22 protein-coding genes are annotated in these 22,084 nt (G+C 64.2%); 15 read left to right on the top strand and 7 right to left on the bottom strand.

Annotated elements, in window-relative coordinates:
- The first annotated feature begins 170 nt into the window (after positions 1-170).
- The gene (trxA, locus tag RN01_RS06240) at positions 171-1,013 is read left to right on the top strand and encodes a thioredoxin (protein WP_017510692.1); all 843 of its coding nucleotides are present in this window, start codon (positions 171-173) and stop codon (positions 1,011-1,013) included.
- 31 nt (positions 1,014-1,044) lie between these two features.
- On the opposite strand, the gene RN01_RS06235 is transcribed toward trxA, so the two are convergent.
- Positions 1,045-1,527, bottom strand: a complete 483-nt coding sequence (locus RN01_RS06235) for a bacteriohemerythrin (RefSeq protein ID WP_017510693.1) — start codon at positions 1,525-1,527, stop codon at positions 1,045-1,047.
- Positions 1,528-1,660: 133 nt separating this feature from the next.
- On the opposite strand from RN01_RS06235, the gene RN01_RS06230 reads away from it, so the two are divergent.
- Positions 1,661-2,239, top strand: a complete 579-nt coding sequence (locus tag RN01_RS06230) for an ATP-binding protein (protein WP_017510694.1) — start codon at positions 1,661-1,663, stop codon at positions 2,237-2,239.
- Here RN01_RS06230 and tcdA read toward each other — a convergent pair.
- Positions 2,228-3,082, bottom strand: a complete 855-nt coding sequence (gene tcdA / locus RN01_RS06225) for a tRNA cyclic N6-threonylcarbamoyladenosine(37) synthase TcdA (RefSeq protein WP_024569950.1) — start codon at positions 3,080-3,082, stop codon at positions 2,228-2,230. The two genes, RN01_RS06230 and tcdA, sit on opposite strands and share 12 nt — an antisense overlap.
- 194 nt (positions 3,083-3,276) lie before the next feature.
- Between tcdA and RN01_RS06220 the strand changes: the two genes are divergently transcribed.
- The 5 genes from RN01_RS06220 (at position 3,277) to RN01_RS06200 (ending at position 10,285) form a co-directional block, all read left to right on the top strand.
- Complete coding sequence (locus tag RN01_RS06220; protein ID WP_017510696.1) at positions 3,277-5,484, top strand: AsmA family protein; 2,208 nt, start codon at positions 3,277-3,279, stop codon at positions 5,482-5,484.
- A 308-nt stretch (positions 5,485-5,792) separates the two neighbouring features.
- On the top strand, positions 5,793-6,983 hold the full coding sequence (locus RN01_RS06215; RefSeq protein WP_017510697.1) for an MFS transporter: 1,191 nt from the start codon (positions 5,793-5,795) through the stop codon (positions 6,981-6,983).
- 133 nt (positions 6,984-7,116) lie between these two features.
- Positions 7,117-7,755: a pyridoxamine 5'-phosphate oxidase gene (gene pdxH, locus RN01_RS06210; protein ID WP_017510698.1), complete on the top strand. Its 639-nt coding sequence runs from the start codon at positions 7,117-7,119 to the stop codon at positions 7,753-7,755.
- A gap of 214 nt (positions 7,756-7,969) precedes the next feature.
- A complete protein-coding gene (locus tag RN01_RS06205) occupies positions 7,970-9,211 on the top strand; it encodes a cyclopropane-fatty-acyl-phospholipid synthase family protein (protein WP_008646259.1) in 1,242 nt (413 codons plus the stop codon).
- Positions 9,212-9,214: 3 nt separating this feature from the next.
- Positions 9,215-10,285, top strand: coding sequence for a DUF72 domain-containing protein (locus tag RN01_RS06200; RefSeq protein WP_024569951.1), 1,071 nt, complete (start codon positions 9,215-9,217; stop codon positions 10,283-10,285).
- Here the strand turns inward: RN01_RS06200 and msrA are convergent.
- A complete protein-coding gene (gene msrA, locus RN01_RS06195) occupies positions 10,282-10,824 on the bottom strand; it encodes a peptide-methionine (S)-S-oxide reductase MsrA (RefSeq protein WP_017510700.1) in 543 nt (180 codons plus the stop codon). The genes RN01_RS06200 and msrA overlap by 4 nt on opposite strands.
- 286 nt (positions 10,825-11,110) lie before the next feature.
- Between msrA and RN01_RS06190 the strand changes: the two genes are divergently transcribed.
- Complete coding sequence (locus RN01_RS06190; protein ID WP_024569952.1) at positions 11,111-11,671, top strand: flavin reductase family protein; 561 nt, start codon at positions 11,111-11,113, stop codon at positions 11,669-11,671.
- Between the two features lies 1 nt (position 11,672).
- Here RN01_RS06190 and RN01_RS06185 read toward each other — a convergent pair whose 3' ends face one another.
- Positions 11,673-12,152, bottom strand: coding sequence for an Lrp/AsnC family transcriptional regulator (locus RN01_RS06185; RefSeq protein ID WP_008646266.1), 480 nt, complete (start codon positions 12,150-12,152; stop codon positions 11,673-11,675).
- A 151-nt stretch (positions 12,153-12,303) separates the two neighbouring features.
- Between RN01_RS06185 and kynB the strand changes: the two genes are divergently transcribed.
- The 3 genes from kynB to kynA are packed head-to-tail and all read left to right on the top strand — an operon-like array spanning position 12,304 to position 15,165.
- Positions 12,304-12,960 carry an arylformamidase gene (gene kynB, locus RN01_RS06180; RefSeq protein ID WP_017510701.1) on the top strand — a complete coding sequence of 219 codons (657 nt, stop codon included), beginning with the start codon at positions 12,304-12,306 and terminating at the stop codon, positions 12,958-12,960.
- Positions 12,961-12,995: 35 nt separating this feature from the next.
- The gene (gene kynU / locus RN01_RS06175; RefSeq protein WP_011517224.1) at positions 12,996-14,252 is read left to right on the top strand and encodes a kynureninase; all 1,257 of its coding nucleotides are present in this window, start codon (positions 12,996-12,998) and stop codon (positions 14,250-14,252) included.
- 13 nt (positions 14,253-14,265) lie between these two features.
- Positions 14,266-15,165 carry a tryptophan 2,3-dioxygenase gene (gene kynA, locus RN01_RS06170; protein ID WP_017510702.1) on the top strand — a complete coding sequence of 300 codons (900 nt, stop codon included), beginning with the start codon at positions 14,266-14,268 and terminating at the stop codon, positions 15,163-15,165.
- A gap of 62 nt (positions 15,166-15,227) precedes the next feature.
- Here kynA and RN01_RS06165 read toward each other — a convergent pair whose 3' ends face one another.
- On the bottom strand, positions 15,228-16,052 hold the full coding sequence (locus tag RN01_RS06165; RefSeq protein WP_017510703.1) for an IclR family transcriptional regulator: 825 nt from the start codon (positions 16,050-16,052) through the stop codon (positions 15,228-15,230).
- A 222-nt stretch (positions 16,053-16,274) separates the two neighbouring features.
- Here RN01_RS06165 and RN01_RS06160 point away from each other — a divergent pair, with 222 nt between their 5' ends.
- Complete coding sequence (locus RN01_RS06160; protein WP_017510704.1) at positions 16,275-17,468, top strand: acyl-CoA dehydrogenase; 1,194 nt, start codon at positions 16,275-16,277, stop codon at positions 17,466-17,468.
- Between the two features lie 156 nt (positions 17,469-17,624).
- On the opposite strand, the gene RN01_RS06155 is transcribed toward RN01_RS06160, so the two are convergent.
- Positions 17,625-18,263, bottom strand: a complete 639-nt coding sequence (locus RN01_RS06155) for a peroxiredoxin (RefSeq protein ID WP_017510705.1) — start codon at positions 18,261-18,263, stop codon at positions 17,625-17,627.
- Positions 18,264-18,568: 305 nt separating this feature from the next.
- Here RN01_RS06155 and RN01_RS06150 point away from each other — a divergent pair, with 305 nt between their 5' ends.
- The 3 genes from RN01_RS06150 to RN01_RS06140 all read left to right on the top strand — a co-directional run bounded on the left by RN01_RS06150 (position 18,569) and on the right by RN01_RS06140 (position 19,942).
- Positions 18,569-18,886 (top strand): DUF883 family protein, encoded by a 318-nt coding sequence (locus RN01_RS06150; protein WP_029307306.1) that lies wholly within the window; start codon positions 18,569-18,571, stop codon positions 18,884-18,886.
- 145 nt (positions 18,887-19,031) lie between these two features.
- On the top strand, positions 19,032-19,409 hold the full coding sequence (locus RN01_RS06145; RefSeq protein ID WP_024569953.1) for a phage holin family protein: 378 nt from the start codon (positions 19,032-19,034) through the stop codon (positions 19,407-19,409).
- On the top strand, positions 19,406-19,942 hold the full coding sequence (locus RN01_RS06140) for a DUF3318 domain-containing protein (protein ID WP_017510706.1): 537 nt from the start codon (positions 19,406-19,408) through the stop codon (positions 19,940-19,942). Before RN01_RS06145 ends, RN01_RS06140 begins: the two co-directional genes overlap by 4 nt.
- Here the strand turns inward: RN01_RS06140 and RN01_RS06135 are convergent, their stop codons facing one another.
- Positions 19,943-21,955 carry a diguanylate cyclase domain-containing protein gene (locus RN01_RS06135; RefSeq protein WP_017510707.1) on the bottom strand — a complete coding sequence of 671 codons (2,013 nt, stop codon included), beginning with the start codon at positions 21,953-21,955 and terminating at the stop codon, positions 19,943-19,945.
- Positions 21,956-22,084: the final 129 nt, after the last annotated feature.

Genomic DNA, 22,084 nt, shown 5'->3' with positions numbered 1-22,084 from the left:
CCTCGCGTATCGGTCAAGCAATATAACTGAACGACCGTTCTATTTTCAACAGGATGTTTTCCCACCCCTCCCCCACGTGGGGTTGCTGAGGTTGTTTTCGGCGCTTACGCCCTCACAATAAGAAGGTCAGGCCGTACCCGACGGTCTTTTCAATTCCGAGGTGCAGAACAATGAGCGACGTCACCCTGCAGAACTTTGAAGCCGATGTCATTGAGATGTCGCGCCAGGTCCCCGTGCTAGTCGACTTCTGGGCGCCGTGGTGCGGCCCGTGCCGCACGTTGGGACCGATGCTGGAAAAGCTGGAGGCGGAATCTGGCGGCAAGTGGCGGCTGGCAAAGGTCAACGTCGACGAAAACCAGGAACTCGCCGCCCATTTCGGCGTGCGCAGCATTCCGCATGTGGTGGCATTTGCCGACGGGCAAGCCGTCGACCAGTTCATCGGCGTGCTACCGGAATCGCAGCTGCGGGAGTTCCTGGATCGCCTGACGCCGAATCCGGGCGAGTTGGCGCTGCGCGAAGCCGTCGAACTTGCCGCCGCTGGCGACCGCGAAGCCGCGCAGGCGTCGTTCCAGGCCGCACTGGCCTACGATCCGGGCGCAGACACCGCACGCCTGACGTACATCGGGTTCCTGCTGGACGGCAACAAGATCGCCGATGCGGAAACCGAGTTCGGCCTGCTGTCTCCGCGTGCCGCGCAGGAAGATGCGTATGCCGCGCTGCAAACGCGCCTTGAAGCCATGAAGGGAGTGGGCGATCTGCCCGATGGCGCCGATCTGAAGGCGCGGGTGGCGGCGAATCCGGCCGATCTGCCAGCGCGACTGGATCTGGCGCATGTGCTGATCGCCCGGCGCGAGTACGAAGCCGCGCTTGAGCAACTGCTGGAAATCGTGCGGAGCGACCGCGCGTTCGAAGACGACGTCGGCCGCAAGACCATGCTCTCGGTGTTCGAGCTCATGGGCGACGACCCCGCGGTATCACGGTGGCGCCGCCAGCTCGCCACCGTCCTGAACTGAGTTTGAGGTAGCTGACGGTCCAGCCGGACCGTCAGGCCGCTGGCGCCTCGACCAGCGAGAAGCCGTTGGCTTTCATGTGCTCGACCATCATCGTGTCCATCGACTTCACGTGATTGTCGAACCACCCCGACAACTCACCCGTCAGGCGGCGGCCCAGCGACAGCGCGCCCTTGCCCGGACCCTCGGGGTCAGCCCGTTCCTCCACGATCTTGTCGCGCAAGGCCTTGGCCACGGACATCACACCCTGATGCTCGTTGGTGTGGCAGAAGCGCGGGCCGAACTGCATCGCTTCCATCCACTGCTCCTCCTGCTCGAAGTGGTGGCGCGTATGCTCGATCCACTCCTCGAAAGCGGCCAGGAAACCGGCATCGTCGGCGTTTTCCATGGCAGCGAGCAACTGGAGGAATTCGGCGTGCGTGGCATCGGTGACGGGCTCGCCAAGGCGCAAATCGTCGGGCAGGCCTTCGGCCGAAAGGCCGGCGTAGGGGTCGGCGTAGGAGTCGGTATTGGTCATGGAACCGCAGGATAAGGAAGCCGTGAACAGTCGGCAAGCATACCCATTCCGCACCAGTCTGGTCTGATTTCCCGCAAACGGCGCGGCAAATGACGCTATCCTTGCGGCTCATGCCTCACGCTGGACACGTGCGATGCCACGATTGATTTTCTTCTGCGGCCATGCCGGTACCGGTAAGACCACCCTCGCCCACAAGCTGATCGGCCCGCTGATGCAGGCCACCGGCGAACCCTTCTGCCTGCTGGACAAGGACACGCTCTACGGCCGCTACAGCGCCGCCGCGATGCGGGCGATCACCGGCGATCCGAACGATCGCGACAGCCCCGCCTATCTCGACAACCTGCGGGACCCCGAATACGAAGGCCTGCTCGATACCGCTCGTGAAAACCTGATGCTCGGTATCAGCGTGCTCGTGGTCGGCCCGCTCTCGCGCGAAATCCGCGCGCACCAGCTCACCGACCCCGCGTGGCTGCGTGTACCCGAAGGCACGCAGACCCATGTCGTCTGGGTGCACCTGCCCGAAAGCGAAGCCCAGGCCCGGATCGTCCGACGCGGCAACCCCAACGACGCCTACAAGCTTGCCCACTGGGACGCCTATCGCACGCGCCGCTTCCTGCCCGAGCCGGCCGAATATCCCGAACTGATCTACTTCGACAACGTCGCGCCCCAAGAGGAGGACGTCAATCGGCTGCTCGCGGCATTAGCCGCCTGAGGCAATCGCCCCGATCACAGCCGAAGCGGCCACAAAGCCGAACACGGCAGTCACTGCCACCGAGGAGCCAAAACCCGCGCAGGCCAGCCCCTGCGGGCCCTGGCGTGGCGCGGGCGGCACCTCGTCAATCTCGCACGCCTGCTGTTCGGGTTCGGGGTAGCGCAGCGGTTCGTCCGAGTAGACCGCCTGGATGCCGAACTTCTTCTTCGGATCACGCGGAAAGCCCCACTGGCGCCGCAGGTTGCCACGTACCTTGGCCAGCAGCGGGTCCTGGATCGTACGGGCCAGATCCTCGATGCGCACGCGCGTCGGGTCGAGCTGGCCGCCCGCCCCGCCACACGTGATCACGCGAACGTCCTCGCGGCGCGCCCATCCGAGGATCGCGGTCTTGACCTTCACGGCATCAATAGCGTCGATCACGTAGTCGAACCCCGACAACAGGGCCTGCACGTTGTCCTCGGTCACGAAGTCGTCCACGGCCGTCACGCGGCAGCGCGGATTGATCGCCACGATACGTTCGGCCATCGCGTCCACCTTGGCACGGCCATAGGCGTCGCCCAGTGCATGGATCTGCCGGTTCGTATTCGATGCCGCGATATGGTCCAGGTCGATCAGCGTCAGGCGGCCCACGGCGTTGCGGGCCAATGCCTCCGCTGCCCAGCTTCCCACCCCGCCGATGCCGATCACACAGACATTGGCCGCTTCGAGCCGCGCCAGGCCTTCGGCGCCATACAGGCGCGCGACGCCGCCAAAGCGGCGATGATAATCATCGTCCTCGGGGCTTTCGTGAGACAACGGCGCAGGCAAGTCCTGCGCCGCGAGAGGCGTGGGGGTAAGGGTCATGCGTTCTTGTTGCTGTGTCTGCCGGCACCGGCTGCCGGCGAACCGTGCCGGCATTTTATGCCCTCCGCCGCCTCCGGGTCGGCGTCAGGATTCTGAAAGTCAGTCAAAGGCGGACAAACGCATTGGCATTGCCTCCCTACAATAGGCATAGTGGTTGATCCGCCGCATGGCTGACACCAGGAGATAACTTTCCCATGCCCGCCTCGCACCGCCGCCGCAAGATCGCTCTCTGGAGCCTGTTCACGCCACTGGCGCTGATCGCGCTGGTGGTCGTCGTCGTCCTGACCTTCGACTGGAACCGCATCAAGCCGTGGCTCAACGACAAGGTCACACAGGCCATCGGCCGCCCTTTCGCCATCAACGGTGACCTGACGGTGACCTGGAAACGTGCCGAGGGCGAGGCTGGCTGGCGCGCGCTGGTGCCGTGGCCCCGTCTGTCGGCCAAGGACATCACGGTCGGCAACCCGGACTGGGCCAAGCAGCCGAGCCTCGCCACCATCCGCGAGCTGATCTTTATCCTGCGGCCAGCCCCCCTCCTGACGCACGAGATCAGCGTGCCAACGATCGTGGTGGACAGCCCGGCGGTCTGGCTCGAACGCCTGGCCGACCGCCGTAACAACTGGACATTCGATACCGGACCGGAAACCGGCGAGTCGCCGTGGCATCTCGATGTTGGCGAAATCGTGCTGGAACGCGGCAACCTGTCCCTGAACGACGGCGCGGAGAAGATCGAGTTGCAGGCCACGCTCGACACCATCGGCGACCAGCCACTCTACGATCAGGAACGCGACGGCGCGCTCGCCCCGTCCGCTGACGCCTCGGCGGCTTCCGCGCCCCCGGGCGCGCCAAACAAGACGGAAAGCAAACCCGAGAGCCGTTATGGCATCCGCTGGAAGGTCGTCGGCCATTACAACCAGGCCACGATCAATGCGACGGGCAAGGCCGGCACCGCGCTGAGCCTGCGCGACACCAGCAAGCCTTTCCCGCTCCAGGCCGACGTACGCGTCGGCGGCACGCGGGCCCGGATCGAGGGAACGCTGACCAATCCGGCGGAACTGGGTGCGCTGGACGTGAGTCTGGTGCTGTCCGGCGACAACATGGCGCGGCTCTACGCGCTGACCGGCGTGGTGCTGCCATCCACGCCGCCGTACGAAACACGCGGCCGGCTGGTGGCCACACTCAAGAAAGGCGCATCGTCCTATACATACCGAAATTTCACGGGCAAGGTTGGCAGCAGTGACCTCGGTGGCACGCTTACGTTCGCGCAGCGCGCGCCACGACCGTTGCTGTCCGGTGAGCTGGTGTCGAAACAGCTGCTATTCGCCGATCTCGCGCCGATCATCGGCGCCGAGGCCAAGCCCGGCCAGGCCGCCGCGGAAAGCACGGTCAAGCAGCCCGCAAACAAGGTACTGCCCGTGGCGCCCTTTCATACCGAGCGCTGGGATGCCATTGATGCCGACGTGACATTCACGGGAGAGCGCATCGTTCGCGACGAAACGCTGCCGATCACGAAACTGACCACGCACGTCAAGCTGATCGATGGTGTGTTGCGGCTCGATCCCCTCAATTTCGGCCTGGCCGGCGGCAACCTCGTCTCGACGATCCAGCTCGATGGCAAGCGCGAGCCGATGGCCGCCATGATCGACATGCACGCACGCCATCTGCAGATCCGGCAGCTCTTCCCGAAGATCGAATCGATGCACGCGAGCGTTGGCGAGGTCAATGGCGGTGCCAGGCTGACCGCCACCGGCAACTCGGTCGCGGCGCTGCTCGGTTCGGCGAACGGCGAAGCCCGGCTGCTGGTCGAGAATGGCACGGTCAGCAAGTTCATCCTGGAGGCAATCGGCCTGAACGTCGGCAGCGTGGTGATTTCGAAGCTCTTTGGCGACAAGCCGGTGCAGATCAACTGCGGCGTCAGCGCGTTCGGCATCACCAATGGCGTGGCCCAGGCGCAGACGTTTGTGCTCGACACGCAGGATGCCGTGATCACGACGGAAGGCGCGATCGACTTCAAGGACGAGGAGCTGGCCCTGACGATTCACCCCGATTCCAAGGGGTTGCGCATCCTCTCGCTGCGCTCGCCGCTCTACGTCGGCGGAACATTCAAGAAGCCGTCCGTCAGTCCGAACTACGCCATCCTGGCGCTGCGCGCCGGCAGCGCGCTGGCACTGGCATTTACGGCGCCTGTCGCACTGGTGGTCCCCCTGCTCGACATCTCGCCGGCAGAGGACAGCCAGTGCGGCAAGCTGCTGGCGAACCTGAAAAAGCGGCCTGTCATTGCCACGCCGCCGGGCAAGCCCGGTCCAAAGAACCGGCAGCCCGCATCCACCCCATCTGTCCCCGCTGCACAGCACAATCCGTCGCGTCCTGCCAACGATGCGCAGCTCTTCCAGGGGGGCTGAAGGCCGGCCATGGGTTACGCGTGGCTTCCACGCAACAGATCGCTGAAAGAATCTGTTGCGGATTTGCACTTCCCCCCTTCACCAACGTTGTGCATGCCCGACGTCAGTCGCATAATCAAACGGCCATTGACTAAGCAAGCATTTAACACAATGGCGAACAACGGTTGCCGTTGCTGGTCCAGTCCAGCCATTGACGACCTTGTCTGGTGCGGCCTCGCGCCGCACTGGTTTTTCTTTCGCGCGTCTTATCGCCTGGGCCCCTGAACCGTTGCCGGCGGCGCGAACCACCCCATTGCCACCGCGCCCCCATGACGTTGCCCCACGCCGCCGTCCCCCCGATCAGTTGGCTGATCGCGCTGACGGTGTGCAACCATTTGGCGTTCAACGCCAGTCGCGTCGTCGTTTCCCTCTTTGCCATCTCGCTGAAGGCGTCCACCGTGACGCTGGGCATCCTCATGTCGCTCTACGCGCTATTGCCGATGTTCCTGGCGATTCGCGCCGGCAAGCGCATTGACGAGATCGGGCCACGCCTGCCGATGACGGCGGGCTCGCTGATGGTTGTGGCCGGCACGCTGCTGCCGGCGGTCTGGCATGACATCGCCTCGCTGTACGGTGCCTGCGCGCTGATCGGCGTGGGCTTCATGCTCGTGCAGGTGGCCATGCAACTGCTGATTGGTCAGGTATCGACCAACGAGACCCGCCTGCGCAACTACACCCTGCACGCACTGGGCCTGTCCATCTCGGGCACGCTGGGTCCTGTGGCGATGGGCTACATGATCGAGCACGCCGGATACCGTGCGGCATTCTGCGTGCTGGTGGTCATCGCGCTGGTCGGCCAGGCTGGCCTGCAGTACGTGCGTCCGCGCCTGCCCGCGCAAGGCGGCAACGCAGGCAGGATCGCCATCGAGGATGGCTCGCGCCGCTCGACGCTGGATCTGCTCCAGCACCCCGAGTTGCGCGCGGTGTTCATTGCCAGCGCCGTGCTTTCGGCCGCGTGGGATCTCCACGCATTCCTGATTCCGATCCAGGGCACGCATATCGGCCTGTCTCCGTCGTCGATCGGCTGGGTGCTCGGTGCGTTCTCGATCGCCACGCTGGCGATCCGCGTGGCCATGCCGATGGTGTCGCGCCACTTTTCGGAATGGCGGATCATCCGCCTGGCGCTGACCGTGGGCGCGATGGCGTATCTGGTCTATCCGTTCGTGTCGCACTTCTGGCTCATGTGCAGCCTGGCATTCGTGCTCGGCCTCGCGCTGGGCAGCGCCCAGCCGAACGTCATGAACATCCTGCACACGGTGTCGCCGTCGGGCCGCGCCGGCGAGGCGCTTGGCCTGCGTTCGGCGGTACTGAACACGAGCCAGGTGGTGTGGCCGCTGACCTTTGGCGTGGTCGGCACGGCGCTTGGCATGTTGCCGATCTTCCTGTCGATGGCCGGCGCGATGGGCATGGCGGGTTACTACTCGCGCAAACAGTCGCGCAAGATCGCCCTGCCCGACTGAAGCACCCTTGGCGCCCCGGGTGCCCTAAGCGCGTTGCGGCAACGCAAATGCAGCGTGCAGCGCATTCGCTATACTCGAAGTACGCTTATCCGCGCGATTCGTGCGCGGAACGCAAACCTTCCTGATACGCGACATGACCCAACTCGCAGACCTGCGCCGCAACTACATGCTGAGCGCGCTTTCCGAAACCGACGTCGCTCCCGACCCGATTCGCCAGTTCCAGTCGTGGTTCGACGAAGCCATGCAAGCCAAGCTGCCCGAGCCAAACGCCATGACGCTGGCCACCGTGGGCGCCGACGGCCAGCCGTCCGCGCGCATCGTGCTGCTCAAGGGCATGGATGCCGACGGCTTCACATTCTTCACCAATTACGAAAGCCGCAAGGGCGTGGACCTGCTGGCCAACCCGCGCGCGGCGCTGTTGTTCCATTGGGTGCAGCTCGAGCGGCAGATCCGCGTCGAAGGTATCGTCGAGAAGGTCGAGGACGCAGAGAGCGACGCCTACTACGCGTCGCGGCCGCTCGGTTCACGCCTGGGTGCCTGGGCATCCGAACAGAGCCGCGAGGTTGCAGGGCGCGACGTGATCGAAGCGCGCGAAGCGGATTTCCGCAGCAAGTTCGGCGAGAACCCGCCGCGCCCGCCGCACTGGGGCGGCTACAGGCTCAAACCGACTTGGATCGAGTTCTGGCAAGGCCGCCCTTCGCGCCTGCACGATCGAATCGCCTATCGCCAGAACGCTGATGGAAACTGGCAAATCGTGCGGCTCTCGCCCTGACGCCATCAGCGTCTGCGAGGTCTGATAGACATTTGTCCAATGAAGGACCTGCACTGCACAATTTCAAAAATTGGCGTAAAGTTTGACGGTTGCTGCACCGGCTATGCACCGGTGCGCACCCCAAGGCCAGCGCTGCGTATGAGCGCGCAGTGATCGCAGCAGACCGTGGGGCATTCGTTCGAGAGGGATAGCCAACCAATCGGGAGAAAGCCGCATGTTTTTCAAGCAGACCCTGGACAAGCAACTCGATAGCTGGATTGCCGATGTGCGCGAGCACTCGAATTTGCCCGTCAAGCTCCGACTCTGGAATGGCAGTGAATATCAGCTCGGCAGCTTTGACAGACCCGCCGTCACGCTGACCGTGCGCGAAGCCTCCGCGCTGCCGTTCTTGCTAGTACCCAGCCTGGACAATCTCAGTGAAGCGTATGTCCAGGAGAAGATCGACCTCGATGGGCGCCTGGCCGACATCATCAAGGTGGGATACGGTCTCTCCGCCGCCGCCGCACGCCGTGCGGGCGGCGTGCTGAACAAGGTGGCGCAGCATTTCACGCACACCAAGGCCGAGGACAAGGCGTCGATCCAGTATCACTACGACGTTTCCAACGACTTCTACAAGCTCTGGCTCGATCCGAACATGGTCTATTCATGTGCGTACTTCGAGAACGGCAACGAAGACCTGGCCACCGCGCAGATCAAGAAGATCGACCATATCCTGACCAAGATCCGCTTGGAACCTGGGCAGACGCTGCTCGACATCGGTTGCGGCTGGGGCGCGCTGGTGCTGCGGGCCGCGCAAAAGTTTGGCGCCAGGTGCGTGGGCATCACGCTGTCACAGAACCAGTTCGATCTGGCGACCGCGCGCGTGAGGGCTGCGGGCCTGCAGGACCGCATCGAGATCCGCCTGCAGGACTATCGCGACATCAGCGGGCAATTCGACCGCATCACGAGCGTCGGCATGTTCGAACACGTCGGCAAGGATAACTTGCCGGGTTATTTCGCCCGTATGCGCGACCTGCTGGCCGAAGGTGGCGTGGCGATGAACCACGGCATTACCGCCACCGACCCAGACAGCGGCGAGATACCTATGGATGGCTCGGGCTTCATGGATCGCTATGTGTTCCCACAGGGCGAGCTGCCGCATATCGGCATGGTGCTGACCACGATGCAGAAGGGCGGCCTCGAAGCCTTCGACGTGGAACTGCTGCGCCGCCACTATGCGCAGACGCTGCGCCACTGGGCGGAGAATTTCGAGACCAATGCCGATACCATCCGCGAGATGGTCGGCGAAAAGAAATTCCGCATCTGGCGCATCTATCTGGCGGGCTGCTCACATGCATTCACGAGCGGGAAGATGTCGATCTACCAGGTGGTATGCCAGAAGGCCGATCGCAATGCCGACACATTCCCGACGTCGCGGCGTTATATTTACGCGTCTCCGATCGGTACGCCTTCCTGACGCTTGACTGAGAACCTCGACCTATTCGGCGATGCCCCGGCATCGCCGCCCGTTGCGAAGCCCACCGCCCGACCTGTGGCGGGCGATCCCGAAAACAAGAAGCCCGTTGGCAAGATCGTCCAGCCTTGGACGCCCGACGCCGCGTTGCAGGCGCTCGCGGAACAATTGCCGCCAAACCTCTACTTCGGCACCTCGTCCTGGTCCTATCCCGGCTGGCACGGCATTACCTACGACGGCCAGTACACCGAGAGCCTGCTGTCACGCAAAGGTCTGAGTGCCTGTGGCCAGCATCCGCTGTTGCGCGCGGCTGGCATCGACCGCGGTTTCTACGGCGCGATTCCATTGGCCGATTACCTGAACTACGCCTCGCAGGTGCCCGAAGACTTCCGCTTTCTGGTCAAGGCGCCCGCCAGCGTGTGCGACGCATGGCTGCGCGGCCCCGATGGCGCTGGTCGGCTGCAGAACGCCGCGTTCCTCAATGCCGAGATCGCAATCCGCGACTTCATCGAGCCGGCCACGAGCGGGCTCGGCCCGCGCTGTGGCCCCCTGCTGTTCCAGCTTTCGCCGCTGGCTGGCATGGCTGACGACGGCCCCGCTTTCCTGGCACGGCTCGACGCGTTCCTTGCCGAACTGCCCGCGCTGGACCGCGCGGTGACGCCAAATGCCTGCTATGCCGTGGAAATCCGTGACGCGGCGCTGCTGACGCCACGCTACATCCGTATGCTGCGCGAGCGCGGCGTGCGTTTCTGCCTGGCCGCGCGTGACCGTCTGCCACCCGTGCAACGTCAGGCTGCGGCGCAGGCATTGATGGACGATGGCGCACCCGGCCCGCTGGTCTTGCGCTGGATGCTGCGCGAAGGCCGGTCCTATTCGATGGCCGAGCAGGCATTCTCGCCATTCGACAAGCTCGTGGACGAAGACGCCGAAACGCGCCACGCCATCGCTGACGTGGTCGTGCGCACGCTGCGCGCCGGCCAGCCCGCCTATGTCATCGTCAGCAATAACGCCGAAGGCTGCGCGCCGTTGAGCATCGCGCGGCTCGCTGAGGTAATCGCCGGGAAGCTGGCGACCTAGCGCCGCATCCGGTGCGAGAAATCGCGCCGGAATTTCGTCAGCTTCGGCGAGATCACGAACGCGCAGTATCCTTGCGCCGGGTGCTCCTGGTAGTAGTTCTGGTGGCTGGCCTCGGCGGGCCAGTAGGGTTGCTCCGGCTCCACCTGGGTCACGATCGGCGCATCGTAGACATGCTCGGCAACCAGCTTGCCAATCACATACTCGGCGACCGCACGCTGCGCCTCCGAGTGCGTGAAGATGCTGGAACGGTACTGCGTGCCGACATCGTTGCCCTGCCGGTTCAGTTGCGTCGGATCGTGGATCGAAAAGAAGATTTCAAGGATCTCGCGATAGTTGATCGCGGACGGGTCAAATGTCACCCGCACCACTTCGGCGTGCCCGGTACCTCCCGCGCAAACCTCGTGATAGGTGGGCTGGCTGACGTGCCCGCCCGTGTATCCCGATTCCACCGCGCGCACACCGGCGACCTGTTGGTAGACCGCCTCCAGACACCAGAAGCAGCCGCCACCGAGCGTGGCGATTTCAAGGCCATGGTCCATTTGCTCGTCCCCCTTCCAGTCGCGGACGTCACGCTGGCTCGCGCAGGCGTCCTGTCTAGGATAAGCACTGGGCGCGCTTGCTGCCGACTTTAAGGCGCCCGAACGGCTTCCAACGTCACTTCAGCGGTGATTGGCTGGACTCCGCTACAATCGCAGGCAACGTTGGCTCGCCTGCTTTGTGCGAAAAACCACCGAAAACATCGCAAACGCGGATTAGGTTGATACGCGTTGAATGCATGGCGGCCATCCCGATATGAAGATCATGGATTTGTGTGAAGCCCGAGACATGGGCATACCCGAGGCCGAGACCCCAATCATGGCGCGCAAGGCCACCGCCCCCGATTTCGATAGCCAGCATTTCAAGCGGGCGCTGTCGCAGTTCGCCACCGGCGTGACCGTGATCACGACGCGCGCGGCCGGCCACCCGCACGCCAACGGCGCACCATTCGTCGGCATCACCGCGAGTTCGTTCAACTCGGTATCGCTCGATCCGCCGCTGGTGCTGTGGAGCATGGCAACCCGCGCCAACAGCCTGCCGATGTTCCGCGACGGCTCGCACTACATCATCAACGTGCTAGCGGCATCGCAGCTCGACCTCTGCCAGCGCTTCGCCACGCTCAAAGGCGACCGGTTCGCCGGCGTCGACTATCGTCTTTCCGCCACCGGATTGCCCATCCTTGCCAACGCGCTCGCATGGTTCGAATGCCACAACCGCAGCCGCTATGACGAAGGCGATCACGTGATCTTTGTCGGCGAGGTCGAACGTTGCGGCATTTTCGATACCGGCGGACAGCCGCTGGTGTTCCAGGGCGCCCAGTTCTCCACGCTTTCGCCGCTCGACCGCTAGGCTAGCCGCCCGCTTCCTTCACGATCGCCAGCGGCGATCCGTCGGTCTTGATCCGCTGCAGGACGATGTTCGAGCGGATATCCATGACACCCGGCGTGCGATAGAGCCGGTTCACGATGAAATCCGAGTAGTGCTTCAGGTTGCGCGCCTGAACACGCAGGATGTAGTTGCTGTCCCCCGTGATCACATAGGCCGTGAGCACTTCCGGCCACGTCTGCACGACCGCGTTGAACGTGTCGTGCCACCCCTCCACGTCGTGCCGCATCGATACCTGCACGATGGCCTCGATCTCCAGCCCGAGCTTTTCGGCGTCGAACCACGCGTGGTAGCCGCCGATTACGCCACTCTCTTCCAGCAACCGCACGCGCCGCAGGCACGCCGACGGCGACAGCGCCACGCGGTCGGCCAGATCCTGGTTGCTGATGCGGCCGTTCTCCTGCAGGCACGTCAGGATGCGCAAATCGATCGGATCAAGGTTCATTTCGCAGAATCCACGAATTTCTAGAATTGATACGCAATTTTATGCGAAAGAAGGCCAAATCGACGGCCCATTTCGCAAGGCTTTTTTCGGGCAGTTTGACTATGATGCCCACACACACCGCGCCCCAAAAAAAGCGCAGACGCGAGACACCATGCCCCAAGCCCCCCACATCCACGACGGTCGCCGCATCTGGGATATTTCCCCGGCCGTTTCGTCCGCCACGCCGGTCTGGCCTGGCGACACACCGTTCCAGCATGACCCGGCCTGGCAACTCGACGAGCATTGCCCGGTGAATGTCGGCCGCATCACGATGTCGCCGCACACCGGCGCCCATGCCGACGCCCCGCTGCACTACGCGGCGGATGGCGCGCCGATTGGAGCCGTCCCGCTGGACGCCTACCTGGGCCCGTGCCGGGTGATCCACTGTATTGGCGCAGCACCGCGCGTGGAGCCGCAGCACATCGCGCACGCATTGGCCGGCACGCCATCGCGCGTGCTCTTGCGCACCTACGCGCAGGCGCCGCACGGCACATGGGATTCCGCTTTCTGCGCCGTGGCGCCGGAGACGATCTCGCTGCTGGCCCGCCATGGGGTCCGGCTGATCGGCATCGACACGCCGTCGCTCGATCCGGAAACCTCGAAGACGATGGACGCGCACCACGCCGTGCGTGACCACCAGCTTGCCATTCTCGAAGGCATCGTCCTCGACGAGGTGCCGGCCGGCGACTACGAACTGATCGCGCTGCCGCTGCGCCTGGCCACGCTTGATGCGAGCCCGGTGCGCGCCGTGCTGCGCGAGCTCCCCTGACATTCACGAACCGATTTCGAACGGACGAAGACCGCATGACAACGCTGACCCGAGCACACTGCCAGACGCTGGACCGGGATGACCCGCTCCGCGCACTGCGCGAACAGTTCGCCCTGCCCGAGGGCGTGATCTACCTCGATGGCAACTCGCTGGGCGCACGCCCGCGCGCCGCCGCCGCGCGCGCCGCGGAGGTCGTGAGCGAGGAATGGGGCAATGGCCTGATCCGCAGTTGGAACACCGCGGGCTGGTTCGACCTGCCGCGCCGCCTGGGCAACCTGCTGGCTCCGCTGATCGGCGCCGGCAATGACGAGGTAGTGGTCACCGACACGACATCGATCAACCTGTTCAAGGTGCTGGCGGCCGCGCTGCGCGTGCAGCGCCAGCGCGATCCGGCCCGGCGCGTGATCGTGTCCGAGGCCAGCAACTTCCCGACTGATCTCTATATCGCCCAGGGCCTGGCCGATCTGCTGCAGCAAGGCTATGAAGTCCGGCTGGTCAACAGCCCGGACGAGATCGACGCCGCCGTAGGCGCTGACACCGCCGTGCTGATGCTCACGCACGTCAACTACAAGACCGGCGAGATGCTCGACATGGCCGGCCTGACCGAGCTGGCGCACGCACGCGGCGTGCTGACCGTTTGGGATCTGGCCCACTCGGCCGGCGCCGTGCCCGTGGCGCTCAATGTGGCCAAGGCCGATTACGCGATCGGCTGCACCTACAAGTACCTGAACGGCGGCCCGGGCTCCCCGGCTTTCGTCTGGGTAGCACCCGCGCTGCGCGACCAGTTCTGGCAGCCCCTGTCGGGCTGGTGGGGCCACGGCGCGCCGTTCGCGATGTCGCCGCAGTACGAACCGGCGCAGGGCATCGGCCGCTTCCTGTGCGGCACGCAGCCGATGACGTCGCTGGCCATGGTCGAATGCGGCCTGGATATCTTCGCGCAGACCAGCATGACCGCGCTGCGCGCCAAGTCGCTGAAGCTGACCGATCTGTTTATCGAACTGGTCGAGGCCCGCTGCGCCACGCACCCGCTCTCGCTGGTCACACCGCGCGACCACACGAAGCGCGGCAGCCAGGTCAGCTTCGCGCACCCCGATGCCTACGCGTTGGTGGCCGCGCTGATCGAGCGTGGCGTCATTGGCGACTATCGCGAGCCGGGCATCGCCCGCTTCGGCTTCACGCCGCTCTACACGAGCTTTACTGAAGTGTGGGACGCCGTCGAGATCATCCGCGACGTGCTCGACAGCGGCGTCTATCGTGACGCGCGCTTTGCCGTGCGGACGGCGGTGACCTGAGCGGGAGTCGATCATGAGCGAATTCAAGGGATGCCCGATGGGGCACGGAGCCGCCCCGCAAAACGGTGATGGCGGTGATGGCGGTGATACCGGCAATGGCTGGCACGGCGCGCAAATGGATTTCGCGCGCGACATGAGCTATGGGGACTACCTGGGCCTGGACCAGATTCTGAGCGCCCAGCATCCGCTGTCTCCGGATCACAACGAGATGCTGTTCATCGTCCAGCACCAGACGACCGAACTCTGGATGAAGCTGATGCTGCACGAGCTGCGCGCGGCGCGTGATGGCGTCAAGTCGGATCAGCTTCAGCCGGCATTCAAGATGCTGGCGCGCGTCTCGCGCATCATGGATCAGCTCGTGCAGGCGTGGAACGTGCTGGCGACGATGACGCCGCCCGAGTACTCCGCGATGCGCCCGTATCTGGGGGCATCGTCCGGCTTCCAGTCATACCAGTATCGCGAGATCGAGTTCATCCTCGGCAACAAGAACGCAGCCATGCTGCGTCCGCACGCGCATCGGCCCGAACATCTCGAACTGGTGGAGACCGCGCTGCATACGCCGTCGATGTACGACGAGGCCATCCGGCTGATGGCCCGCCGCGGCTTCCAGATCGACCCCGAGGTGGTGGAACGCGACTGGACCCAGCCGACGCAGTACAACGCATCGGTGGAAGCGGCCTGGCTCGAGGTCTACCGCAATCCGTCGGCCCACTGGGAGCTCTACGAACTCGGCGAGAAGTTCGTCGATCTGGAAGACGCGTTCCGGCAATGGCGCTTCCGCCACGTGACCACGGTCGAGCGCGTGATCGGATTCAAGCGCGGCACCGGCGGTACCGAAGGCGTCAGCTATCTGCGCAGGATGCTGGACGTGGTGCTGTTTCCGGAACTGTGGAAACTGCGGACAGACCTGTAGCACCTGCTGGTTTGCTCCCCTCCCCCCACTTCATGGGCGAGGGGAGCGCATAGCTGCGGCACTCAGACTTGTCGCCCGGCCGGGTCCGACAGCCGCGTGGCCAACGCCTGCAACGCGGGCGCCAGCTTCTCCCGAAACACCTCCTCGCCGACGGCGCCATACGATGCGCTGCAGCTGAGCATGTGCAAGTCCTTCTCCCCCACCGGACGAAACGCCACCGCGCACGCGTGAATGGCGGGATGCCAGTCACGGAACGACGCCGCATAGCCGTCGCGCTCCGCCGTCGCCAATGCAGTGCGCGTCAGTGCTTCCTGTGCCTTCCATTGTTCCGGGAACGCCTGCGCGAACTCGGCCAGCACGCGATCGCGCCGGGCCTGCGGCAGCGCGGCCAGATAAGCCCGCCCCATCGAACTCGATACCAGCGACAGGCGCGATCCCACGCCCAGGCCGAGCATCGCGCCCGCATCGTTCCGGATCGACTCCAGGTAGATGACTTCCAGCCGCTCGCGCTTGCCCAGTGACACCGAGACGCCGTGCTGCTGCGCGAATGCCAGCATGTGCGGACGCGCCAGCGCCACCACGCCGGAGGCTGACAGGTACGAGAACCCGAGTGCCAGCACGCCGGCATCGAGCGCATACTTGCCCAGGCTGTCGTCATAGCGAAGGTAGCCAAGCTGCACCAGCGTGCCGGCCAGGCGGCTGACCGTCGCCTTCGGGAAGCCGGTGCGGCGCACGAAATCCTGATTGCCGAGCATGGTCTCGCCCGTGCGGAAACAGCGCAGCAACTCCAGTCCGCGCGCCAGCGCAGTAACGAAGTTCGGATCGCTTTCGCGTTCACGCGGCGCCGGCTCCGCGGCTGGCGCGACGGATTCGGATGAAATGTCCAAGGCGAAACTCCAGATGGGGTTGGTCGATTGCCGAACGCAAATCTCCGGGGCGCGAGATTTCCCCTGTTGCGCCGCGGATCGGTTCGGCTATACTAGCTCATCGGAACAAGGTTCCGCAATGCGGAACCTAAGAAATTCCACCCGATTTCCATTTCGTGTCGTTTTTCCCGGATTGTGTGAAGGCTACAGGCCTTCCTCGCCACACCAAAGAAGGAGACCTCCATGGCTGCCAACGCCGAATTCAACTGGGCTGACCCGCTGTTGCTCGACCAGCAACTGACCGCCGACGAACGCATGGTGCGTGACGCCGCCGCGGCTTACTGCCAGGACAAGCTGATGCCGCGCGTGCTGCAGTCCTTCCGCAACGAGAAGACCGATGTGGAGATCTTCCGCGAGATGGGCGAACTGGGCCTGCTCGGCCCGACCATCCCCGAGCAGTACGGCGGCCCCGGCCTGAACTACGTCAGCTACGGCCTGATCGCGCGTGAAGTGGAGCGCGTGGATTCGGGCTACCGCTCGATGATGAGCGTGCAGTCGTCGCTGGTCATGGTCCCGATCTACGAGTTCGGCACCGAAGCCCAGAAGCAGAAGTACCTGCCCAAGCTGGCCACCGGCGAGTGGATTGGCTGCTTCGGCCTGACCGAACCGAACCATGGCTCGGACCCGGGCTCGATGGTCACGCGCGCCAAGAAGGTGGCTGGCGGCTACGAGCTGACCGGCGCCAAGATGTGGATCACCAACTCGCCGATCGCCGACGTGTTCGTGGTGTGGGCCAAGCTGATGGGCGACGATGGCAAGGAAGCCATCCGCGGCTTCATCCTGGAAAAGGGCTGGAAGGGTCTGTCGGCCCCGGCCATCCACGGCAAGGTTGGCCTGCGCACGTCGATCACCGGTGAAATCGTGCTGGACCAGGTGTTCGTGCCGGAAGAGAACATCATGCCGAGCGTCAGCGGCCTGAAGGGTCCATTCACCTGCCTGAACTCGGCCCGATATGGCATTGCCTGGGGTGCGCTCGGTGCTGCCGAATTCTGCTGGCATACCGCACGCCAGTACACGCTGGACCGCAAGCAGTTCGGCCGCCCGCTGGCCGCCACCCAACTGGTGCAGAAGAAGCTGGCCGACATGCAGACCGAGATCACGCTGGGCCTGCAAGGCTGCCTGCGCCTGGGCCGCATGAAGGACGAAGGCACCGCCGCGGTGGAAATCACCTCGATCATGAAGCGCAACTCGTGCGGCAAGTCGCTCGACATCGCCCGCGTGGCGCGTGACATGCTCGGCGGCAACGGCATTTCCGACGAGTTCGGCGTGATCCGCCACGTGGTCAACCTCGAGGTGGTCAACACCTACGAAGGCACACACGACATCCACGCGCTGATCCTGGGTCGCGCGCAAACCGGCCTCCAGGCATTCTTCTGAATGCCGGAAGTATGAAAAAAGCCCGGTCTTGAGTCATCAAGCCGGGCGGAAGCACACTACCAAGGAGACGACGGGCGAGCCCGCCGTTTTACGACATCATTCGAACGGTCAGTGGCACTGAACCGGGCCCGGGGGCAAACCCCGGGCCCGGTTTTTTCACTTGTTGGGCTGCGGCGTCAGACGCAGATACGGACGTACGGCCTTGTAACCCTTCGGGAATTTCTGGCGGATGACCTCTTCGTCCTTCAGCGAGGGCACGATCACCACGTCGTCACCGTCCTGCCAGTTGCCCGGCGTGGCCACGCTGTGATTGTCGGTGAGCTGCAGCGAATCGATGACGCGCAGGATCTCGTTGAAGTTGCGGCCGGTGCTGGCCGGGTATGTAATGATCAGGCGGACCTTCTTCTTCGGGTCGATCACGAACAGCGAACGCACCGTCAGGGTTTCGTTGGCGTTCGGGTGAATCATGTCGTATAGCTCGGACACCTTGCGGTCGCCGTCGGCCAGGATCGGGAAGTTGACCGTGGTCGACTGGGTGTCGTTGATGTCCTGGATCCAGCCGCGATGCGATTCCACACTATCCACCGACAGGGCGATCGCCTTGACGTTGCGCTTTGCGAATTCTTCTTTCAGCCGGGCGGTCAGGCCCAGTTCGGTCGTGCACACCGGGGTGTAGTCCGCCGGGTGCGAAAACAGGACACCCCAGCCATCGCCGAGCCAATCATGGAAGCGGATACGGCCTTCGCTCGATTCCTGTTCAAAATCCGGTGCGATATCGCCAAGACGCAGTGCCATCGGGGGTCTCCTGAAACAACAGTAAATAAACGTAAGGAATGACGTGCAAACACAGGGAACCGAGCTTAGTTGGATTGCCTTCCAACCCAAACGAATATAAAGTCACTACAAAATCACTCGAAGTCATAAAGACTCGCGGTGACCACGCTTTGACGTCCCCCTGCCCTGGCGCGCTACGGCCGAAACAAGGGCGTGGCAAGTGACAGCAGTATGGATTTGCGGATTCAGGCTTGAAACGATGGCAGGCCGCCACATATGCTACTTGGACGACAAGAAACGCCACAAGCCAGGGCTGGCAAGGCAAAATGTCACTACTTGAACCAACCGCCCGCAAACAGGAGAAACTAATGAGCGATGTCAAGACCGTTCTGTCCGATGCCGAGGAACTGCTGAAGCAAGCGGCCTCGACCACCGGGGAAAAAGCTGCCGAACTGCGCGAGCGTGGCATGGGCCTGCTGAAGCAAGCCAAGGAAAAGGCCCAGGATCTGCAAGATGCCGTGGTCACCAAGAGCAAGGCCGCCGCACGCGCCACCGATGACTACGTGCATGACCACCCGTGGCGCGCCGTGGGCGTGGCAGCCGGTGTGGGCCTGCTGATCGGTCTGCTGCTGAACCGCAAGTAATACCCATCGCAGCACGGCGTCCTGGCCGCGCATCTGCGCCGGACGCCTTGGCCTGAGGCCCGGTCCGCGGCACCGCCCGCCGCACCGGGACCTTTTCATTGCAGATGCCGCCACTGCGGGCGCATCGATCCTTCGCCGGAGCCGCATGAGCGAATCCCCTTCCCCCAAGTTCCTGGAATCCGTTCGCAACCTCGCCAGTTCCGTGGTGTCGATGCTCCAGACGCGCCTGGAACTGGCCAGCGTGGAATTGGCCGAGGAGCGCGGCCGGCTGATGAAGGTCGCGCTGCTGGCGTGCTTCGGACTCGTCTTCTTCAGCATGGCGCTGATGACGTTCACGCTGCTGGTCGCCATCGTATTCTGGGAAAGCTACCGCTGGCAGGCCCTCGGCATCATCATCCTGGCCTACCTCGCCTGCGCCGCGATCTGCCTGTTGCTGGCGCGCCGCATGGTCCGACGCGCGCCGCCGCTGTTCGAAGCCACGCTGGCCGAACTCGACAAAGACAGGGAGATGCTGCGCCGATGACCACGCCCGCCGACGATTCGACCAACCTGGGCCAGCGCCACGAGCATGCGCGCCCGGTCCGATTCTCCAAGGAAGTCCGGCTGCCGCTGGAGATCCGCAAGGAACTGCTGATCACCCGCGCGGCGCTGGAACGCTACGACGCCGTGCAGGCGCTGCACAACGTCAAGGGCGGCGTGCGCCGGATGACCAGCCTCGGCAACTGGCTGCCAAATCTGACCCACACACCCGGCTGGCTCAAACTGCTGGGTCTGACGCGCGAATATCCGATGGTCAGCACGGCGATCACACTGGCGTTACCGCTGCTGCGGCGCACGCCGATCGGTCGTGTCGCCTGGAAGGTCTCGAAGCTTGGAGTCGTGGCCGGCGCCGGTTATTGGGCCATCAAGACCTGGCAGTCCGTGCGGGGCGTACCGGCGAATGCTGGTGCATCAAAAGCGTCCACCCCGACCGCACCGAGCGAGGTCGTCGACACCGGCTTCCGAGATCCGCTGGTGAAATCTCCACCGGCAACTTCCACCCCACCCCAATCCTGACTAGCTGACCTCCACGCGATTGCGTCCGGCACGCTTGGCCCGATAGCAGGCCACATCGGCGGCGCCGAGCGCGTCTTCCGTGCTGGAGGTCCGCTCATCGAGCCGGATCAGCCCCACGCTGACGGCGACCGAGAATACATGCCCCCGGCAGGTAAAGCGGAACGCAGCAATCGCCTGACGCATGGATTCCGCCACCCGTTCGCCATCACTCGGCAAGCAGTGTTCGAGCAGCACCGCGAATTCGTCGCCACCCAACCGCGCCAGCGTATCGCTACGGCGTAGCTGCTGGCGCATGAGATCGGCGATCTGGCAGAGCAGTTCGTCCCCGGCGGCATGGCCACACGTATCGTTGACAGCCTTGAACCGATCCAGATCGAGGTACATCAGCGTGTGCGTGCAACCCTCCTGTCGGGCCCGCAAGATTGCCGTTTCGAGCCGGCGCTCGAACTCGGGCCGATTTACCAGCCCGGTCAATGGATCATGGCTGGCTTCATAGGCCAGCTGGGCCGCGTGCGCGCGTTCCAGGCTGACGTCGTGGAGCACGACCACCACGCCGATGGCCTGCCCAACCTTGTCCCGGATCAGCGCCACGGAGGGCTTGACGACCACTCTCGCCGAAGACTCGCCCGTCGAACGCCGGCTCAGGACCGTGACAGTCTGGCTCGGCCACGTCCCGGCCAGCGCGCGTGGCACCAGATCGGTAACCAGATCGCACGTAACTTCATCGGTCAGCGGACAAACCTGAGGCAGGAAGCAACCGGCGGCTTCGGCCTCGGTCCAGCCCGTCATCGCTTCGGCCACCGGGTTGAGCGATTCGATCCGTCCCCAGACATCGGTCGTGATCACTGCCTCGCCAATGGCCTGGAGCGTGACCTGCGCCCGCTCCTTCTCCGCATGCAATTGCGCCTCGAAGCGCTTCCGGTCCGAGATGTCGCTAAGCGAGCCTGCCATGCGCACCGCCTTGCCAACCGCGCTGCGCACCATGCGGCCCCGCGCTCGCGTCCAAAGATATCCCCCGGCCTTCTTCCGTAGTCGCAGCTCGATGTCGTACGGAGTGCCTTCGCGCATGTGCCCCGACAGGCGACGCCCCAGCTCGGTGACGTCGTCGGGATGGGTCAGCGCCATCAGGGTCTCGACCGCGTGTGGGAGTTCGGTGGCGCGATAGCCGAGCATTTCCGCGCACCGAGGGGAAAAATAGAGTTCTCCGCGATGCGGATGCCAGTCCCACAGGCCATCGTTGCTACCGGCCACCGCCAGTTGCAGGCGTTCCTCGCTAGTCGCAAGTGCGGCGCGTAGCTGCCGCTCCTTGAACATCATGCTGCGTGACACCCACGTGACCCACGCAAGCAACGTCACCGCCACCGCAATCGAGCTCCACGTCAGCAGCGCACGCACGCGCCGCGAAGCTCTGCCTAGAGTCGAGGAAAATGCCGCCTCCTGGGGTGTCAGCCGATTGTCGATATCGACGATCTCGCGCTGGATAGGCGCCACGCAGCGGGCATCGCAGTCGCCAGCACGAAAGCGCCCGCGCAATGTCCGGGCCAACATATCGAGCCGGGCGATATCGACATCTGCCGCCGCCCAGATCTCGATGGCTTCGTCGATCTCCGCGACGCCGCGGAACGTGCGGTAGAGCCGGATCATTCCGGAGATGTCGTCGGTATGATTGCCGCCGATCAGCAGCCCTTCGACGGCCCGCGTATGGTCATAGCGCGGATGCTTTTCCAGTTCGATACGCGCCTGACGATCGCCAAGCGGCACGGCGATGGCGGCAAGGTATGCGTCGTAATCGGTATCAAGCTGGCTGCGCGAATAGTTGAGCAGATGCAGGACCGCGGCCTTCTGCCCCTTGGTCCAGAGGCTTTCCCCGGCGACGAAGCTGCGCGCGGCGGATAGCACATCCACACTGGCAATGCAGAACAAGGCCAGCGCCACAACCACCGGAACGAACGGCCAGATGAGGCTCGAGACTTGCTCACCGGCCAGCAGACTACCTTCACCAGCTCGCTGCATTGGAGACTTCCCGTGCCGGACGTTCCGGCACCATCAAACGACTGCGCCGCACCAGATGCGGCGCGGCGCAATCATTGTCAGCGAGCGCGCCCGGGGTGTCTCTACCTCAGACTGGGTAATTGAAACGGT

Source organism: Cupriavidus sp. SHE (genome assembly GCF_000812445.1).
Classification (GTDB): Bacteria; Pseudomonadota; Gammaproteobacteria; order Burkholderiales; family Burkholderiaceae; genus Cupriavidus; species Cupriavidus metallidurans.
This window is presented reverse-complemented; position numbering and strand designations above follow the sequence as displayed.

Excerpts from the sequence above, each read along its gene's own strand:
- pdxH (WP_017510698.1), top strand. The coding sequence starts at position 7,117 with ATGACCCAACTCGCAGACCTGCGCCGCAACTACATGCTGAGCGCGCTT.
- kynA (WP_017510702.1), top strand. The coding sequence starts at position 14,266 with ATGAGCGAATTCAAGGGATGCCCGATGGGGCACGGAGCCGCCCCGCAA.
- RN01_RS06145 (WP_024569953.1), top strand. The coding sequence starts at position 19,032 with ATGAGCGAATCCCCTTCCCCCAAGTTCCTGGAATCCGTTCGCAACCTC.
- RN01_RS06135 (WP_017510707.1), bottom strand. The coding sequence starts at position 21,955 with ATGCAGCGAGCTGGTGAAGGTAGTCTGCTGGCCGGTGAGCAAGTCTCG.
- RN01_RS06155 (WP_017510705.1), bottom strand. The coding sequence starts at position 18,263 with ATGGCACTGCGTCTTGGCGATATCGCACCGGATTTTGAACAGGAATCG.
- kynU (WP_011517224.1), top strand. The coding sequence starts at position 12,996 with ATGACAACGCTGACCCGAGCACACTGCCAGACGCTGGACCGGGATGAC.
- trxA (WP_017510692.1), top strand. The coding sequence starts at position 171 with ATGAGCGACGTCACCCTGCAGAACTTTGAAGCCGATGTCATTGAGATG.
- RN01_RS06160 (WP_017510704.1), top strand. The coding sequence starts at position 16,275 with ATGGCTGCCAACGCCGAATTCAACTGGGCTGACCCGCTGTTGCTCGAC.
- RN01_RS06150 (WP_029307306.1), top strand. The coding sequence starts at position 18,569 with ATGTCACTACTTGAACCAACCGCCCGCAAACAGGAGAAACTAATGAGC.
- RN01_RS06190 (WP_024569952.1), top strand. The coding sequence starts at position 11,111 with ATGGGCATACCCGAGGCCGAGACCCCAATCATGGCGCGCAAGGCCACC.
- RN01_RS06215 (WP_017510697.1), top strand. The coding sequence starts at position 5,793 with ATGACGTTGCCCCACGCCGCCGTCCCCCCGATCAGTTGGCTGATCGCG.
- RN01_RS06220 (WP_017510696.1), top strand. The coding sequence starts at position 3,277 with ATGCCCGCCTCGCACCGCCGCCGCAAGATCGCTCTCTGGAGCCTGTTC.
- RN01_RS06230 (WP_017510694.1), top strand. The coding sequence starts at position 1,661 with ATGCCACGATTGATTTTCTTCTGCGGCCATGCCGGTACCGGTAAGACC.
- RN01_RS06235 (WP_017510693.1), bottom strand. The coding sequence starts at position 1,527 with ATGACCAATACCGACTCCTACGCCGACCCCTACGCCGGCCTTTCGGCC.
- kynB (WP_017510701.1), top strand. The coding sequence starts at position 12,304 with ATGCCCCAAGCCCCCCACATCCACGACGGTCGCCGCATCTGGGATATT.
- msrA (WP_017510700.1), bottom strand. The coding sequence starts at position 10,824 with ATGGACCATGGCCTTGAAATCGCCACGCTCGGTGGCGGCTGCTTCTGG.
- RN01_RS06140 (WP_017510706.1), top strand. The coding sequence starts at position 19,406 with ATGACCACGCCCGCCGACGATTCGACCAACCTGGGCCAGCGCCACGAG.
- tcdA (WP_024569950.1), bottom strand. The coding sequence starts at position 3,082 with ATGACCCTTACCCCCACGCCTCTCGCGGCGCAGGACTTGCCTGCGCCG.
- RN01_RS06205 (WP_008646259.1), top strand. The coding sequence starts at position 7,970 with ATGTTTTTCAAGCAGACCCTGGACAAGCAACTCGATAGCTGGATTGCC.
- RN01_RS06185 (WP_008646266.1), bottom strand. The coding sequence starts at position 12,152 with ATGAACCTTGATCCGATCGATTTGCGCATCCTGACGTGCCTGCAGGAG.